Source organism: Pseudonocardia sp. (assembly GCF_029263155.1).
Lineage (GTDB): Bacteria > Actinomycetota > Actinomycetes > Mycobacteriales > Pseudonocardiaceae > Pseudonocardia.
The window spans coordinates 48,469-62,678 of the sequence record NZ_JAJCYB010000130.1 but is presented as its reverse complement, the minus strand read 5'-3'; the positions used below and the strand labels follow the sequence as shown (position 1 = coordinate 62,678).

Annotated in this window: 15 protein-coding genes and 1 pseudogene; 8 read left to right on the top strand and 8 right to left on the bottom strand. The window is 73.1% G+C overall.

The features are described 5' to 3' along the window. Positions 1-110 precede the first annotated feature (110 nt). The 3 genes from Q1K26_RS27570 to Q1K26_RS27560 form a co-directional block, all read right to left on the bottom strand. Complete coding sequence (locus Q1K26_RS27570; RefSeq protein WP_300019321.1) at positions 111-1,166, bottom strand: hypothetical protein; 1,056 nt, start codon at positions 1,164-1,166, stop codon at positions 111-113. Beyond that, the gene (locus tag Q1K26_RS27565; RefSeq protein WP_300019319.1) at positions 1,144-2,115 is read right to left on the bottom strand and encodes a hypothetical protein; all 972 of its coding nucleotides are present in this window, start codon (positions 2,113-2,115) and stop codon (positions 1,144-1,146) included. Before Q1K26_RS27565 ends, Q1K26_RS27570 begins: the two co-directional genes overlap by 23 nt. Positions 2,116-2,392: 277 nt before the next feature. Next, entirely contained in the window at positions 2,393-2,488 is a 96-nt protein-coding gene (locus Q1K26_RS27560) for a winged helix-turn-helix domain-containing protein (RefSeq protein ID WP_300019333.1), read from the bottom strand. Between Q1K26_RS27560 and Q1K26_RS27555 the strand changes: the two are divergent. From Q1K26_RS27555 to Q1K26_RS27540, 4 genes and pseudogenes are all read left to right on the top strand, one after another. Then, positions 2,469-3,131, top strand: a pseudogene (locus tag Q1K26_RS27555) (VOC family protein); the annotation flags it as partial. The gene Q1K26_RS27560 and the pseudogene Q1K26_RS27555 sit on opposite strands and share 20 nt — an antisense overlap. A 287-nt stretch (positions 3,132-3,418) precedes the next feature. Further along, positions 3,419-3,688: a hypothetical protein gene (locus Q1K26_RS27550; protein ID WP_300019331.1), complete on the top strand. Its 270-nt coding sequence runs from the start codon at positions 3,419-3,421 to the stop codon at positions 3,686-3,688. 189 nt (positions 3,689-3,877) lie between these two features. After that, positions 3,878-4,162 (top strand): hypothetical protein, encoded by a 285-nt coding sequence (locus Q1K26_RS27545; protein WP_300019317.1) that lies wholly within the window; start codon positions 3,878-3,880, stop codon positions 4,160-4,162. Positions 4,163-4,390: 228 nt separating this feature from the next. Continuing rightward, entirely contained in the window at positions 4,391-5,293 is a 903-nt protein-coding gene (locus Q1K26_RS27540) for a helix-turn-helix domain-containing GNAT family N-acetyltransferase (RefSeq protein WP_300019315.1), read from the top strand. A 58-nt stretch (positions 5,294-5,351) separates the two neighbouring features. On the opposite strand, the gene Q1K26_RS27535 is transcribed toward Q1K26_RS27540, so the two are convergent. Further along, on the bottom strand, positions 5,352-5,555 hold the full coding sequence (locus Q1K26_RS27535) for a cold-shock protein (protein WP_214367864.1): 204 nt from the start codon (positions 5,553-5,555) through the stop codon (positions 5,352-5,354). A gap of 559 nt (positions 5,556-6,114) precedes the next feature. On the opposite strand from Q1K26_RS27535, the gene Q1K26_RS27530 reads away from it, so the two are divergent. After that, positions 6,115-6,912: a hypothetical protein gene (locus Q1K26_RS27530; protein WP_300019312.1), complete on the top strand. Its 798-nt coding sequence runs from the start codon at positions 6,115-6,117 to the stop codon at positions 6,910-6,912. Positions 6,913-7,124: 212 nt separating this feature from the next. Further along, entirely contained in the window at positions 7,125-8,147 is a 1,023-nt protein-coding gene (locus Q1K26_RS27525; RefSeq protein WP_300019310.1) for a hypothetical protein, read from the top strand. A 22-nt stretch (positions 8,148-8,169) separates the two neighbouring features. On the opposite strand, the gene Q1K26_RS27520 is transcribed toward Q1K26_RS27525, so the two are convergent. Next, positions 8,170-8,604, bottom strand: a complete 435-nt coding sequence (locus Q1K26_RS27520; RefSeq protein ID WP_300019308.1) for a hypothetical protein — start codon at positions 8,602-8,604, stop codon at positions 8,170-8,172. Between the two features lie 112 nt (positions 8,605-8,716). Here Q1K26_RS27520 and Q1K26_RS27515 point away from each other — a divergent pair, with 112 nt between their 5' ends. Then, positions 8,717-9,742, top strand: a complete 1,026-nt coding sequence (locus Q1K26_RS27515; RefSeq protein ID WP_300019329.1) for a 6-phosphofructokinase — start codon at positions 8,717-8,719, stop codon at positions 9,740-9,742. Positions 9,743-9,745: 3 nt separating this feature from the next. Here the strand turns inward: Q1K26_RS27515 and Q1K26_RS27510 are convergent, their stop codons facing one another. Together Q1K26_RS27510 and Q1K26_RS27505 are read right to left on the bottom strand one after the other, a co-directional pair. Further along, positions 9,746-10,339, bottom strand: a complete 594-nt coding sequence (locus tag Q1K26_RS27510; RefSeq protein ID WP_300019306.1) for a DUF4126 domain-containing protein — start codon at positions 10,337-10,339, stop codon at positions 9,746-9,748. A gap of 92 nt (positions 10,340-10,431) precedes the next feature. Then, positions 10,432-11,196, bottom strand: a complete 765-nt coding sequence (locus Q1K26_RS27505) for a response regulator transcription factor (protein WP_300019304.1) — start codon at positions 11,194-11,196, stop codon at positions 10,432-10,434. 227 nt (positions 11,197-11,423) lie between these two features. Here Q1K26_RS27505 and Q1K26_RS27500 point away from each other — a divergent pair, with 227 nt between their 5' ends. Further along, positions 11,424-12,890 carry a GAF domain-containing protein gene (locus tag Q1K26_RS27500; protein ID WP_363320557.1) on the top strand — a complete coding sequence of 489 codons (1,467 nt, stop codon included), beginning with the start codon at positions 11,424-11,426 and terminating at the stop codon, positions 12,888-12,890. Here Q1K26_RS27500 and Q1K26_RS27495 read toward each other — a convergent pair. After that, a complete protein-coding gene (locus tag Q1K26_RS27495) occupies positions 12,887-14,200 on the bottom strand; it encodes a serine hydrolase domain-containing protein (RefSeq protein WP_300019302.1) in 1,314 nt (437 codons plus the stop codon). The two genes, Q1K26_RS27500 and Q1K26_RS27495, sit on opposite strands and share 4 nt — an antisense overlap. Positions 14,201-14,210: the final 10 nt, after the last annotated feature.

Below are 14,210 nucleotides of genomic sequence, written 5' to 3'. Positions count from 1 at the left end.
ATGAAGTGGGCTATCAGCAGCGGAAACCGGTTCAGGCGTTTCTCTAGGCGATTCTCGGTTCGGTGGCGACCCGCACGGCCACGACCTCGGGGTTCATCCAACCAGGATCTCTAGACCGACCGAATTATGCGGAACGCAGGGAGCAGGCTTTCCAGGAAAGCATCGACGACGTCTCTCGGGACCTTCCCGTCGTCGTCCGCGACGAGCTCGGGGAACTCGGTCCCGCACTGCTCGGGTACGACGACAGCGAGCGCGCCGAGCAGGCCGCGCTCCGACCAGCGGCGATCGCCGAGGTCGTCGAACCAGTTCCGCACCGCGTCGGGTCCGGCGTCGACCAGTCGGGCGGCGCGAACCAGGTCGCCCAAGCGCTGGTAGCCGAACGCGACGCGGTCGGTTCCCACCTCGGTGAGCACACCCTCGGCGATCAGCCCGCGCAGCAGCGACCGGGACCAGCCCAGCCCGCCCGGCACGAGCGACTCGGTCAGCTGTCGCACGTCGGTGCGGTCGTACGGGCCGCCACCGAGCGATGCCAGCTCGCGGACGACCGCCGAGACGGGATCGGACGCCGGGTCGTAGTCGCATCGCGCCGTGGCAGAGAGCCGGCAGTTGACCGCGTGCAGGAACGCCTCGGTGACCGTGGTGACGCCCGCCGACCCGAACCGGAAGCGGGTCTCGCCCAAGGTGCTGAGAGCCTCGCAGGTCAGCTTGAGGAACAGCGGGTTGCTGAACTCGGGACTCAGGATCGGGAAGGTCGGCGGCTCCAGACCGTACTCGTCGGCGTACCGGGCGATGGCCTGGTCCGTCGCCTCGGCGAACCCCGGATGATCGACCGTCGGGCGGTCGTCGTCACCGAGGACGACGTCAACGAACTCGGTCCGGCACGACACCGCGACTGCGACGTTCTCGTAGCGGTCCACGACGGCGAACAGCGCTCGGAGATCGTCGCGCCAGCGTTCGGGCCGATCGCTCTCGTTGAGCGCGTCGATCATCACCAGGCCGACCTGCCCGGACGCCTCCGCCGCTGCCGCGAAGCAGGCGATCGCCGCCTCGGCCGGACCGTCGAGCTGGATGATCTCGGCGAACTGCGAGAACAGGTTCCTCGCGTCGAAGTCCTGCCCGAGCAGCAGCAGGGTCGGCCGACCGTCATCGAGTCGTCGCGACGCCACGTCGCAGAACAGCGTCGCCGACGTAGTACCGGCCCTCGGTCAGACAGTGCTGGCGGAGAAGGTCGTCGACCTCGGCGACCGACGCGAGGGCAGCGGACAGATCCTGGTCCACGTCGGGAAGACTGGCGCCCGACCCCAGTGCCCTGATCATGGATTCGAGGGTGGTGTCAGCCGTGTCCAGCGCCTCGGCGCACCGTGCCAGGGCGGAGTCGAAGACCTCATCGCTTCTCGGCGATCGCCAACCCCATCGGCGTGCCTCGCGGAGCCCGGCGAGCGCGACACGCCAGCGCTCAACGTAAAGGGTCGACCGGCCGACGGCGTGCAGTGCCTGCACCGTGTCGACCTCGACGTGGACCTGCGGCGTGTACCGACGCCCGGCCTTTCTGAGGGACTCCTCGAGGCGGCGCCTCTGCCACTGGTCGGTGAGGATGTCGGCTCCGAACCAGTACCGCGCGCGGCCCTCGTTCCTCGGCATCGTCAGGGCCGAGACCAGCTCGTGCGCGCCGAGCAGGACGAACTCGACCTGCATCCCACGCTGTGCGGCGAGCGCCTTCCACTCCACGGCCTTGCCGTCCCAGCGGGTCTGCGCCGAGGGCCGGGTATCGGTGTCGCCGGCCGGCAGATCGATCGGCATCGTCACGTAGAAGCGTGTCAGACCGGGTTCGGTCTCCAGGACCCGCTTCACCGAGGAGTCGACCTGCCCTGCCGCCGACGCGTCGAAGGCGAACAGGTACTTCGCCTGCCAAGCCCACACCTCGCCGTTCGGCAGGACGCCCCGGCCCTCGCGCCCGCCGTCCGGGTTGCCGAACCGCTGCAATCGCGCACCGGTAGGCCAGTCCACCGCGCCATTCCGGATGAGGATCGACGACAGCTCCTCGAAGGCGTTCGACCTGCTCGCCGGCCGGCCGTAGGGGCGGATCCGCTCCCAGTCGATGTCGGCGCCGCCCATGTTGCGATCCTGCCACCCCCTCCCCGTGGAGCACCTTGGCTCCTACACACCTGGTGCCGATGCGTCGAACTCGATTCTGACGCTCGTGCAGGACGCGAAGAGACGGACACACACGGCCAGCGCCGCTCGGCATCTACGACCGATACCCGTCGCGCCTGACCTTGGCGTGCACAGCACTCACAGCGACTCGCACGCCGATGACCTGCACGCTCGGGTTCGCGCAATGCCATGTTGGGTGCACCATCCGAGGCGGGTCCGCCGCAGACCCGCACTGCGTTCACGGCTCGGTGACGACCCCGTCGCGCTCCATCCGGTCCAGCCGGCCGGACATAGTGCCGCGCGCCACGCCGAGCGTGCGGGACAGCTCCAGCACCCGGCGCGCGGGCTGTCGTGCAGGGCGCGGAGCAGGTCGAGATCCCTTCCCGGTGACCGGGTGGGACTCGGTGGTGTGGGCCGTCGGCAACGCCACCCAGGCCCAGCTGTTCTACCGGACCGTCTTCGGCATGGAGCTGGTCGCCTACTCCGGGCCGGAGACCGGCAACCGCGACCACCACGCGTACGTGTTGCGCTCCGGAGCGGTCCGGTTCGTGCTGAAGGGCGCCGTCGACCCGGACTCCGCGGTGGCCGACCACCACCGCCGCCACGGCGACGGGATCGTCGACATCGCGCTGGAGGTGCCCGACGTCGACCGTTGATCCCGCGCCCGCGCCCAGGGCACCACGATCCTCGACGAGCCGCACGACGTCACCGACGCCTACGGCACGGTGCGCCTCGCCGCCGTCGCCACCTACAGCGAGACCCGCCACACCCTCGTCGACCGCTGCCGCTACACCGGCCCGTACCTGCCCGGCTACGTCGCCCGCACCTCGCCGAAGCCCGAGCAGCGGCTGTTTCAGGCGCTCGACCACGTCGTCGGCAACGTCGAGCTGGGCCGGATGGACGACTGGGTGGGCTTCTACAACCGCGTCATGGGCTTCACGAACCTGGCCGAGTTCCTCGGCGAGGACATCGCCACCGTCGACGCCCTGCGCGCCCGCGGCGTCGAGTTCCCGGCCACGCCGGGCTTCCTACTACTCCGATCCCGCGCTGCGCGCGCATCGGGCACGTCCGCGTGCCGACCGAGCAGCTGGCGAGCCGCGGCATCTGATCGAGCGGCACGGCTCGCTGGGCTTCGGCGCCGGCAACTTCCGGGCCCTGTTCGAGGCGATCGAGCGCGAGCAGGCGCTGCGCGGAAACCTCCGGACCACGAAACTCTGATCGTTCTGAGATACCGCGGGCGGGTCTGCTGGGCTACCTTCCCGCCATGCCCGACGACGACGTCCTCGACATCCTGGAGAAGGTCCCCGCGCTCGCCGACGCGCAGCTGTGGGAGATCGCCCGCCGCTGCCGCATCTTCCGCTCCCGCGCCGACGGCGAGGACCAGACCGTCGAGCTGGAGATGAGCACCGACGCCGCCCGCCGGTGGATGGTCGTGGCCCGGGACGAGGCGCGCGACCTCACCGCCCAGGGCGTGCCGATGCCCGGCCTCAACGGCGCGATCCACATGGTGCCCTGGTACCTGCTGGACGAGTGAGGACTGCGCGATCTGCGCCAGGCACCGTGGCGAGGGTCCGCTGAGCGGGCGGCGCTCCGTCTGGCGGGACGAACGCGTGGCGGTGTTCCACGCCGCCGGCCCGGTACCCGGCCACCTGTACGTGGAGACCCTCCGGCACGCCCCTCGATCGCCGACCTCACCGATGAGGAGGCCGCCGCCGTCGGCGTGGTGACGACCGGCCTGGCCCGGGTCCTGCGCGCCGAGCCCTGGGTCGCCTCCGTACACACGGCCGTGGCCGGCCTCGCGATCGCGCACTACCAACAGCACGTCCTCGCGCGGACGCTCGGCACCCCCGACGAGGTGCCGTGGCACGCGAGCGACGACTGGGACGGCGCGCACCGCGGGGACGACGCGGCGGCCGCCGTGCTGTGCGACCGGCTGGGTGCGGTGCTCGACCGCGCCGACCCGGCGCCGTCACGATCGCGGAATCCGGAGCGGCTGCGCCGTCGATGATCGGCGCCTGCGGTACCAGCGCGACACAGCTGTCGCCGCTGCACCGCTGACGACGATCATCAGCTGCCGCCCGGGAGACCGGCCTGCGGCCCGGCGTTCTGCGGCGATCGCGCGGATTTCCTCACCTCGCGCGCGAGGTGGCGACACCCGACAGGGCACCGCGGCGGTTCGATCACGTCGCGGCAACCCGTCCACATATAGTTGACAAAGTCAGTAATACTGTTGCCTATGTCAACGACAGTCGGGCAGGTACGGGCCTTCAACCGCTTCTACACGCGCGTGATTGGCGCCCTGGACGCCGGACTCACCGGCACCCCGCACAGCCTGACCGAGGCCCGGGTGCTGTTCGAGATCGCGACGGGCGACGTCGTCGAGGTCGCCCGGCTGCGCGTCGACCTCGGACTCGACGCCGGGTACCTGAGCCGGATACTGGCCCGGCTGACCACCGGCGGCCTGGTCGCGCGCGAGCAGGCGGCGGACGACGGCCGCAAGCAGGTCGTGGGACTGACCCCGGCCGGGCGGGCCGCGTTCGCCCGGCTCGACGCGGGGGCCACGGCGTCCGTCGAGCGGCTCGTCGCGCCACTGGACGAGGCTCGCCAGGGACGGCTGGTCGACGCCATGCGGACCATCCGGACGCTCCTCGGCGACGCGCCACCGCCCGCCCCGTACGTGCTGCGCGGACCGGAGCCGGGCGATCTCGGGTGGGTCGTGGCCCGACACGGCGCGCTCTACGCCGCCGAGTACGGCTGGGACGCCACGTTCGAGACCCTCGTCGCGCGGATCGTCGGCGGGTTCGACACGCGGCGGGACGCGGCCTGGATCGCCGAGGTGGACGGCGAGCGGTTGGGGTGCGTGTTCTGCACGGCCGGCGACGATCCGGCGACGGCCCAGCTGCGGTTGCTGCTGGTGGATCCGTCGGCGCGGGGCAGCGGGGTCGGGCGGCGGCTCGTCGAGGAGTGCCTGCGCCACGCGCGGCATGCGGGGTACGCGCGGATCGCGCTGTGGACCAACGACGTGCTCGGTGCCGCCCGGCGGATCTACGTCGACGCGGGGTTCACGCTCGACCGCGAGGAGCCCCACCACAGCTTCGGGCGCGACCTGGTGGGGCAGTTCTGGTCACTCGAGCTGTGAAACGCCGGAAGCCCGCCTCCCCGAGGGGGAGACGGGCTTCCGAACTCAGATCAGGCGATCAGACGACGCGAACGCCGGTGGCCTGCGGGCCCTTGGCGCCCTGGCCGACCTCGAACTCCACGCGCTGCCCCTCGTCGAGCGAGCGGAAGCCGCTGGCGTCGATCTCGGAGTAGTGCACGAAGACGTCGGCGCCGCCGCCGTCGACGGAGATGAAGCCGAAGCCCTTCTCCCCGTTGAACCACTTCACAGTTCCCTGTGCCATGCGATGAGCTCCTAGCAGATGGTGGTGGACGCCGCACTTCGCGGCGCCCCGCCGACCGACCTGTTTCTGCGAGCGTGCAACACACGAACACTGAAACCGAGCGGGCGAACAGGCGGAACCCTACACCCGGACCTCAGGCCCCGAACGGGGGTGTGCCCGGCGCGTCGGAACCGGCACGGCGCCCGCCACCAGGCCCGACCCCGCAACGACCGGGGATCGGGTCCACCGCCGCCGGCTCGGGGGTCGATGCCACCGAACCGCGTACGGGGGTGCGGCGACCGGAGCAGCGGGCCACCGCTCGTCGCATGCGGCGGCGCGGTCGTCTCAGCCGGCCGCGTACGGACGGACGGAAGGCGGCGGGGTTGCCTAGGTTCGGTCCCGGGTCAGTGACGGCACGGTCACGAACTGGACACGGGGCTCCCCACCCGGCCGGCTCCCCCGAGAGCCGGACGTCCAGCCGTGCGGTCGACCTGGAAGGTTGGTCGTGGCTCGGCATCGCTCCCCCCGAGGCCGCCGCGCGCACCAGGACTCCCCGGCTCCCCGCCGGTCGGGTTCCCAGGTGCGCCGGTCGGCGTCCGTCTCCTCCCCGTCGTTCCCGGGGCCGCTGGGCTCGACGCCCGTGCGCCGCGGTGCGGCGGCCGTCGCCGTCACCGGTGGCGCGCTGTCCCTGATGGGTGCGGCGGCCCCGGCCGACCCGCCCGCCGTGGCCGGCGTCGCCGCCGCGAGCACGCTGCCCGAGGTCGGCGACGTCGCCGTGCCCGCCGTCCAGCTGCTGCCCGCGGTCAGCCCCGTCCCGCCCGACCCGGACGTCCTCGACGACCCGGCGGAGCTGGTCAAGGCCGTGCAGCTGGTCGAACAGCAGCTCGCGCAGGCCGAGGCCGACCGCGTGGCCGCCGAGGAGCGGGCCCGCGAGGAGGCCGCCCGCGCCGAGCGGGAGGCCGCCGCGGCGGCGGAGGAGGCCGAACGGCGCGCATCGGTCAGCGGCGGTGACTGCGGGATCAGCACCTCGCAGCTGGGCGCGGTCAAGGGATTCGTGCGCGAGGCGGCCCAGTTCCTGGGCTGCACGTTCGGCGAGCCGACCATGCTCGGCGTCGCCGGTCGTGCGGGCACCTCCGACCACCCGTCGGGCCGCGCCGTCGACTTCATGGTCGACCGCTCCACCGGCGACGCGCTGGCCGCCTGCGCGCTGGAGAACCAGGACGCCATGGGCATCTCCTACGTCATCTGGGAGCAGCGCATCAACCACGGCAGCGGCTGGGAACCGATGGAGGACCGCGGCGGCGTCACGGCCAACCACTTCGACCACGTGCACGTCTCGTTCGACTCGGCCGGAAGCGGCGATCTGAGCGGATGCTGACGGGAGTGGGGCTCCTCGCCATCGACGTCGCCGTTCGGCGCGCACAGCGACACGCCCATCTCACCTGGAGTGACAGTCGACTCCGAAACGTGACCGATTCGCTATGGTCGGCCCCGAACCCGAGAAGGAACCGGAGTCCCCGCTCCGCCGGCACCCCCCGAACCCGACATCCCGCCGGACCCCCCGACCGGGCGAGACCGAAGAGGTAGTACGTGTCCCGGCACCGCTCCCCAGCTCGCCGGCGCGCGCATCCGTGGCCTGCTCCACCGGCCACGATCCCCGATGCGCCGCCGCGCCGCCGCGCCACCGCGCCGCCCAGCAGCGGCGCGGCCGTCGCTCTGCTCGAACGCCCGGACACCGCCATCGCGTGGGACTGCCCACCCACGTCACCCACCGCGCAGACCGGCACGACGGCTCCCGCCGTCGCACCGACACGCCCGGTCCCGCCCCTTCCCCCGCCACCCCGGCCGGGCGCGCGACACACCGCGCCCGCCACACGCAACGGGCTGGTCGCGGCCGTCGCCACCGCGGGCGTGCTGTCCTCGGTCGGCCCGGTGGCCGCGCTGCTGCCCGCCGCGCCGGTGACGCCCGACGCCACCGCGTCGCTGACGCTGGCCGCCGAGGCCGCCCCGGTCGAGCCCGCCGCCGCGGCGCAGACCCCGGCGGGGCAGACCCCGACGGGGCAGACCCCGACGGGGCTCACCCCCCGGCTCGCGGGGGCGCTCCGGCCGGTGGCGACCCCGGCCGCCACGCTTCCCCCGGAGATGGACGCGGCCGGGCTGCTCAAGGCCGTCGGCCTGGAGGACGTCGCCCGGAAGGCCGAGGAGGCCCGGCTCGCCCGCGAGGCCGCGGCCCGCTGCGACGCCGATCTCGACGGCCTCGGCCGGGTGAAGCCGTGGGTGCGCGACGCCGCGCAGTTCCTGTCCTGCCTCTACGAGCGCCCCGATGTGCTCGGTGTCGGCCAGCGGGCCCGCGCGTCGGACCATCCCCGTGGCCTGGCGGTCGATCTCATGGTGCGCGGTGAGCGCGGCGACCGGATCGCCGAGTGCGCGCTCGCCAACCAGGAGGCGTTCGGCGTCTCGTACGTGATCTGGGAGCAGCGCGTCAACTACGGCGACGGCTGGGAACGCATGTCCGACCGCGGTGGGGACACCGCCAACCACATGGACCACGTGCACGTCTCGTTCGAGCGCGACGGCGGCTCGGGCGACGCGGTCGCCGCCCGCTGCACGTAGGCCGTCCCGGTCGCGCCCGGGGTCACCCGGCGGGCGTCGCCTCGTGGCCCGCGCGACCCGTCGACCGCCGCCGCTGCTTGAGCTCCGCCTCGAACACGTGGCGCCGCCCGCCCATCGTCTCGTCGCGCACGACCCGCTCCAGCTCCCGGAACGTCGCGTAGTAGCCGTCGTCGAACTCCTCGACGATCTGGAACGTCCAGCGTCCCTCGATCGCGTTCAGACCGACCAGCTCCTCGCGCACGCGGTCGGCGAGGGCGCCGTGCCCGGTGGCCCGCAGCCCGTCGACCACCTCGTCGAGCATCGCGTCCGCTCCGCCGGTGAGCTGGTGGAACTCGTAGAGCGCCCCGCGGGCACGCTCAATGCGTTCGAGGGCCTCCGAGAGCTTTCCGGTGGCGGCGACGAGTTCGTCGGACGCGCCGTGGGGGCGGGCGTGGGCGGCGTCGAGTGGCGCTGGCACGGGACCGGTTGCCCCGCGCGGCCGGGCGACAAACGTCGGAGCCGCCGTCGCCCCGCGACGGGCGCGCCGATACCGTGAGACCTTCCCAGCTTCTGCATCGATGGAGAACTCCATGCGCGTCGGCGTGCTCACCGGTGGCGGCGACTGCCCCGGCCTCAACGCGGTCATCCGGGCGATCGTCCGCAAGGGCGTCCCCGAGTACGGCTACCAGTTCCTCGGCTTCCGGGACGGCTGGCGCGGCCCGCTGGAGGCGCTCACCAAGCCCCTCGACATCCCCGCCGTGCGCGGCCTGCTGCCCCGCGGCGGTACGATCCTCGGCTCGTCGCGGACCAATCCGTTCGGGATCGAGGACGGGGTCCAGAAGATCCGTACCAACCTGCAGAACCTCGGTGTCGACGCGCTCATCGCGATCGGCGGCGAGGACACCCTCGGGGTCGCGACGAAGCTGCACGAGATCGGCGTCAACGTGGTCGGGGTGCCCAAGACGATCGACAACGACCTGTCGGGCACCGACTACACCTTCGGCTTCGACACCGCGGTGAACATCGCGATGGAGGCCATCGACCGGCTGCACACCACCGCGGAGAGCCACCAGCGCGCGCTGATCGTCGAGGTCATGGGCCGGCACGCGGGCTGGATCGCGCTGCACGCGGGTCTCGCGGGCGGGGCGAACATCATCCTCATCCCCGAGGTGCGGTTCGACATCGACCAGGTGTGCAAGTGGGTGGAGGCCCGGTTCCAGCTGGACTACGCACCGATCATCGTGGTGTCCGAGGGCGCCAAGCCCAAGGACCGCGACGAGACCCTGCTCACCGGGGAGAAGGATGCGTTCGGGCACGTACGGCTGGGCGGGATCGGCGACTGGCTGGCCGGCGAGATCGAGAACCGCACGGGCAAGGAGGCCCGCACCACGGTGCTCGGGCACGTGCAGCGCGGAGGCACGCCGACGGCACGCGACCGCTGGCTCGCCACCCGCTTCGGCCTGCACGCCATCGACGCGGTCCACGCCGGCAACTGGGGGCAGATGACCGCGCTGCGCGGCACCGACATCACGATGATCCCGCTGTCCGAGGCCACCAGGGAGCTCAAGGTGGTGGACCCGTCGCTGTACTCGGAGGCGGAGGTCTTCTTCGGGTAGGGCTCAGGTCGCGACGGTGCGGCGCTCGCGCCAGGCCCGGAAGCGGCGGTAGCCACGGCGTACCCGGGTCCACAGCAGCACCAGCGCGATGATCCCCAGCACCAGCAGCACCGCGGCGATCGCGAACGCCACCTGCGGGGCGAGGACGGTCAACGTGGCCACGCCGGCGACCGCGACGTCCTCGCCCAGGCTCACGCCGACGTTGGTGACCGGCTCGGGCGAGGTGTTGACCACCAGCCGCAGACCGCCCTTGACCAGATGGCTGACCAGCGCCGCCGCGCCGCCGCTCGCCGCGAGCACCGCCTGCTCCAGCGACGACGCGTCCCCCGCGATGAGCAGGCCGAGCACCACCCCCACCGTCGGCCGGACGGCCGTGGAGATCGCGTCCCACGCGGAGTCGACGTAGGGGATCTTGTCGGCCACGAACTCCACCACGCACAGGATCCCGGCGACCACCAGCACGTCGGTCCTGGTCAGGGCCTCGGGAACCTCCTCGACCCCGCCGAAGCGGCCCAGCACGCCGAGCACCACCACGCAGAGGTAGGCGTTGACGCCGCTCGCCCACCCGCTCGCCAGCACCGCCGGCACCAGCTCCATCACGCCAGGCTACGACCGTGCCGGTGTCGGCCGAGCCACGGCCGGGCAACGATCCGGCGCGGTGGCGAGCACCCGGGAGTCCCGGAGTCGGGTCAGACGATGCCCTGCCGTGTGGCCGTGTAGACGATCTCCGTGCGGCGCCGCACCTCCAGCTTGTCGCGCAGGTTGCGCACGTGGAACTTGACCGTCGCCTCGCTGATCAGCAGCCGGCTCCCGATCTCCCGGTTGGACATGCCGACGGCGAGCAGCCGCAGCACCTGGTTCTCGCGATCGGTGAGCATCGCGCCGCCCAGCTGGCGGACCGCGGGCCGGTCCTCCTCGCGCAGCACGTCGGTGACGACGCCGGCGCTGCGGGTGTCGAACACGCTCTCCCCGCGCAGCAGGGCGTGCACCGCCCGGGCGATGTCGGCGGTCTCGGCACCCTTGCGCAGGTACCCGTGCACGCCCAGGCGCACCGTCCGCATCATGACCTCGCGGTCCCGGGAGCCGGTGAGCACGAGCACGCGCACGCCCCGGTGGCGCTCCAGCAGCATGCGGGCGAGCTCGACCCCGGCCGAGTCGCCGCGACCCAGTTCCACGTCGAGGATCACCAGGTCCGGGGGGCACCGGTCGGCGATCACCAGCGCGTCACGGGGGGACGCCGCCTCGCCGATGACCGCGACGTCCGGATCGGGGGTGAACAGCTGCCGCAGCCCGAAACGCACGATCGCCTCGCCGTCGACGATCAGCAGGCGCGCCGTGCGACGCGCGGTGGGGCACTCGGTGGTGGTGGACCGCGCGGTCCCGGTTGTGGCCGCCCGGGTCAACGCACGGTCGAGCACGGCCACGTCGGGATCGAGCACTGCATCGGTCGTCATGGGAAACCTCCCTGGGGCCGTTCCGTCCGTCGTCGATGACGGAGTGCCACGCGTCACTGCGGCGTGTGGCGGAACGTTAGGTCCACCGACGTTGCCTCCACGTTGCACCGGCAACGACGGCGAACTTGCCCCGGTCGGAGGCCTGGGCGATGATGTCTCGTGGGGCTTGTCCTGGGGCGATGACGCTCGGAGTACAGATGGCGACGCGTGAGACGCACGGTGAGCCCGTGCGGGACCCGGTGGAGCACGCCCGGATGCTGCACGGGGTCTTCGAGGCCGTCCTGAGCGACGACAGGAACGCGGCGGCCTCCCCCCGCTCACTGGTGTCGGCGAGCTGGCAGCGCAGCCTGGCAGCACACGTGGACCCGGACAAGCGCACGCCGCCCGTCGTCGTCCACGACGCCGAGTTGCCCGACCTGCGCGCGCAGCACCCGCTCAACGAGGTGATGCCGCTGCTGCGCAGCACGCTCGTCAGCATCGCCGACGAGGCCATGCACGTCATGCTCGTCACCGACGCCGACGGCACCATCCTGTGGCGCGACGGCGCCTCCAAACTGCTGGGCGCCGCCGACCACGTGGGGCTGCAGCCGGGCACCCGCTTCAGCGAGGACGCGATCGGTACCAACGCGATGGGCACCACCCTCGCCCTCGACGCCCCGGTGCAGATCCACTCCGCCGAGCACCTCGTGCGCGCCTTCCACGCGTGGACCTGCGCGGCGGCACCCGTGCACGACCCCGACACCGGCGCCATCCTCGGGGCCATCGACATCTCCGGCCCCCTGCACACGGTGCACCCCGCGATGATGCAGCTCGTGTCGGCCACCGCGCAGCTCGCCGAGAACCAGCTGCGGGTGCGGCTGGCCATCGCCGACGAGCGGTTGCGCGTGCGCAACATGCCGCACCTGCAGAGCCTGCGCGGCAAGGCGGGCGCACTGGTCACCGCGAGCGGCCGCATCATCGCGGGCGAGCCCTACGGCAGCTGGCCCGCCCGGGTCGCGCTCCCGGCCGGTACCGACCGCCTGCGCCTCGACGACGGCCGCGAGATGGTCGTCGAGCCCCTCGCCGAGGGCTACCTGCTGCACACCCCGCGCAGCTCGCGCGCGTCCACCCGGCGCAGCGCGCTGTCGCTGCGGTTCATGGGCGACGCGGGTCCGAAGGTGGTGCTCAACGGCAAGGCGCTGCACGTCACGCTGCGGCCCGCGGAGATCCTCACCGCGCTCGCGCTGCATCCCGGAGGGCTCACGGCCGAGCGGCTCGCCCTGCTGCTCTACGGCGACGACGGCAACCCCACCACCGTCCGCGGCGAGATCCTGCGGCTGCGCGGGCTGATCGGCGCCGACGTGCTGCGCACCCGCCCGTACCGCCTCGACGCCGCCGTGGACACCGACTTCGACGCCGTCCGTACCGCCCTGCGGGCCGGGCAGGCCGCCGAGGCGCTGCGGGTGTGCTCGGGCCCGCTGCTGCCCCGCTCCGACGCCCCGGAGATCCGCGACCTGCGCGCGCAGCTCGAGGCCGGGCTGCGCCGGGCCGTCCTGGACTCCGGCGACATCGAACTGCTGGCCACGTTCGCCGCCCACCCGCTCGGGCGCGACGATCTCGAGGTCCACGACCGCCTGACCGAGCGCATGCCCGCCGGGGACCGCCGGCTGCCCGAGATCGTGGCCCGTCGCGAACAGCTGCTGGCCGAGGGCTAGGGGCACCACCCCGACCCGTCCACCCCGCCCGGCACGGGGGCGGCCGGGTCGTAGGGGGTCCGGGTGAACACGAACGTGGCCAGGTTCAGCGCGAGTGGGTCCAGGCGCAGCGTCTCCCCGGCGAAGTAGCCGTCGAGGCCGATCCAGGTGCCGTCGGGGCCGGGACGGAACCGGCTGGAGCGACCGGGCCTGCCCAGCCCGCCCAGGTGCAGCAACCCGCCCGGCACCGCGCGCAGCACGTACGGGGACGGGCCCCAGTACCAGGGGCCGAGCAGCTCCAGCGGCACCGGCGACGGCGCGGGCGTCCAGGGGGCGACGATCCGCGGCTCGGCGGCACGCAGGTCCGCCAGCAGGCCCGCCGGGAGCGCGCCGTCCAGACCGGAGGTGACGTTGGCCAGCGCGAGCGCGCCGGTGCCCTCGTCCCGGTCCACCCAGAGCCCGGCCAGGAAGCCGGGCATCGATCCGCCGTGCCCGACCAGCACGGTCGCGTCCTGGCGCTGGACCTGGACACCGAGGCCGTAGGCCGACCACCCCGGCACCGACGGGTCGACGCCGGCGGGCATCGCCATCTCCTCGACCGTGTCGGGCGAGAGGACGTCACCGGTGTCGCCCAACAGGAACACCGCGAGCCGGGCGAGATCGGTGGCGGTGGCCCACAGCTGCCCGGCGGGCGCCATCGCGACCGCGTCGTGCTCCGGCTCGACCTGCACGACGTCGGCCCACGGGTGCACCGCGTAGCCCTGCGCCGCCCGGCCGTCCGGGCGCGGGGTCGTGCGGGTCATGCCCAGCGGCAGGAGCACCTCGTCGCGCGCGACCTCCACCCAGGGCCGCCCGCGGATCCCGGCGACGACTTCGCCGAGCAGCCCGAAGCCGAGGTTCGAGTAGTGGAATCGGCGCGCCGCGGGCGCCACCACGTCGGCGTCGGACAGGCCGAGGCCCTCCAGCGTGGTGCCGGGCGCGCGCTCCCACCAGGTGCCCGGGCTCTCCGAGCCCGCTCCGGCCAGGTGCGACAGCAGCTGACCGACCGTCCGGTCCCCGAGCGGCGTGCCGGGCAGGTGCTGCTCCAACGCGTCGTCGAGGTCGAGCAGACCCTCGTCGCGCAGCCGCAGCACGGTGATCGCCGTGACCGTCTTGCTGATCGACCCCAGCCGGTACTGCACGTCCCGGTGGGGCTCGTCGACGGCACCGCGCGCGGCCGACCACACCAGCCCGCCGTCCCGCACCACCCCGGCGACCAGCGACGGCACGCGGCCGTCGCGCTGCGCGCGGGCGGTCCGGGCGAGCAGGGTGGCGGCGGTACCGGGGAGCATGCCGGAGATC

Excerpts from the sequence above, each read along its gene's own strand:
- Q1K26_RS27565 (WP_300019319.1), bottom strand. The coding sequence starts at position 2,115 with ATGGGCGGCGCCGACATCGACTGGGAGCGGATCCGCCCCTACGGCCGG.
- Q1K26_RS27540 (WP_300019315.1), top strand. The coding sequence starts at position 4,391 with ATGTCAACGACAGTCGGGCAGGTACGGGCCTTCAACCGCTTCTACACG.
- Q1K26_RS27515 (WP_300019329.1), top strand. The coding sequence starts at position 8,717 with ATGCGCGTCGGCGTGCTCACCGGTGGCGGCGACTGCCCCGGCCTCAAC.
- Q1K26_RS27495 (WP_300019302.1), bottom strand. The coding sequence starts at position 14,200 with ATGCTCCCCGGTACCGCCGCCACCCTGCTCGCCCGGACCGCCCGCGCG.
- Q1K26_RS27550 (WP_300019331.1), top strand. The coding sequence starts at position 3,419 with ATGCCCGACGACGACGTCCTCGACATCCTGGAGAAGGTCCCCGCGCTC.
- Q1K26_RS27505 (WP_300019304.1), bottom strand. The coding sequence starts at position 11,196 with ATGACGACCGATGCAGTGCTCGATCCCGACGTGGCCGTGCTCGACCGT.
- Q1K26_RS27535 (WP_214367864.1), bottom strand. The coding sequence starts at position 5,555 with ATGGCACAGGGAACTGTGAAGTGGTTCAACGGGGAGAAGGGCTTCGGC.
- Q1K26_RS27510 (WP_300019306.1), bottom strand. The coding sequence starts at position 10,339 with ATGGAGCTGGTGCCGGCGGTGCTGGCGAGCGGGTGGGCGAGCGGCGTC.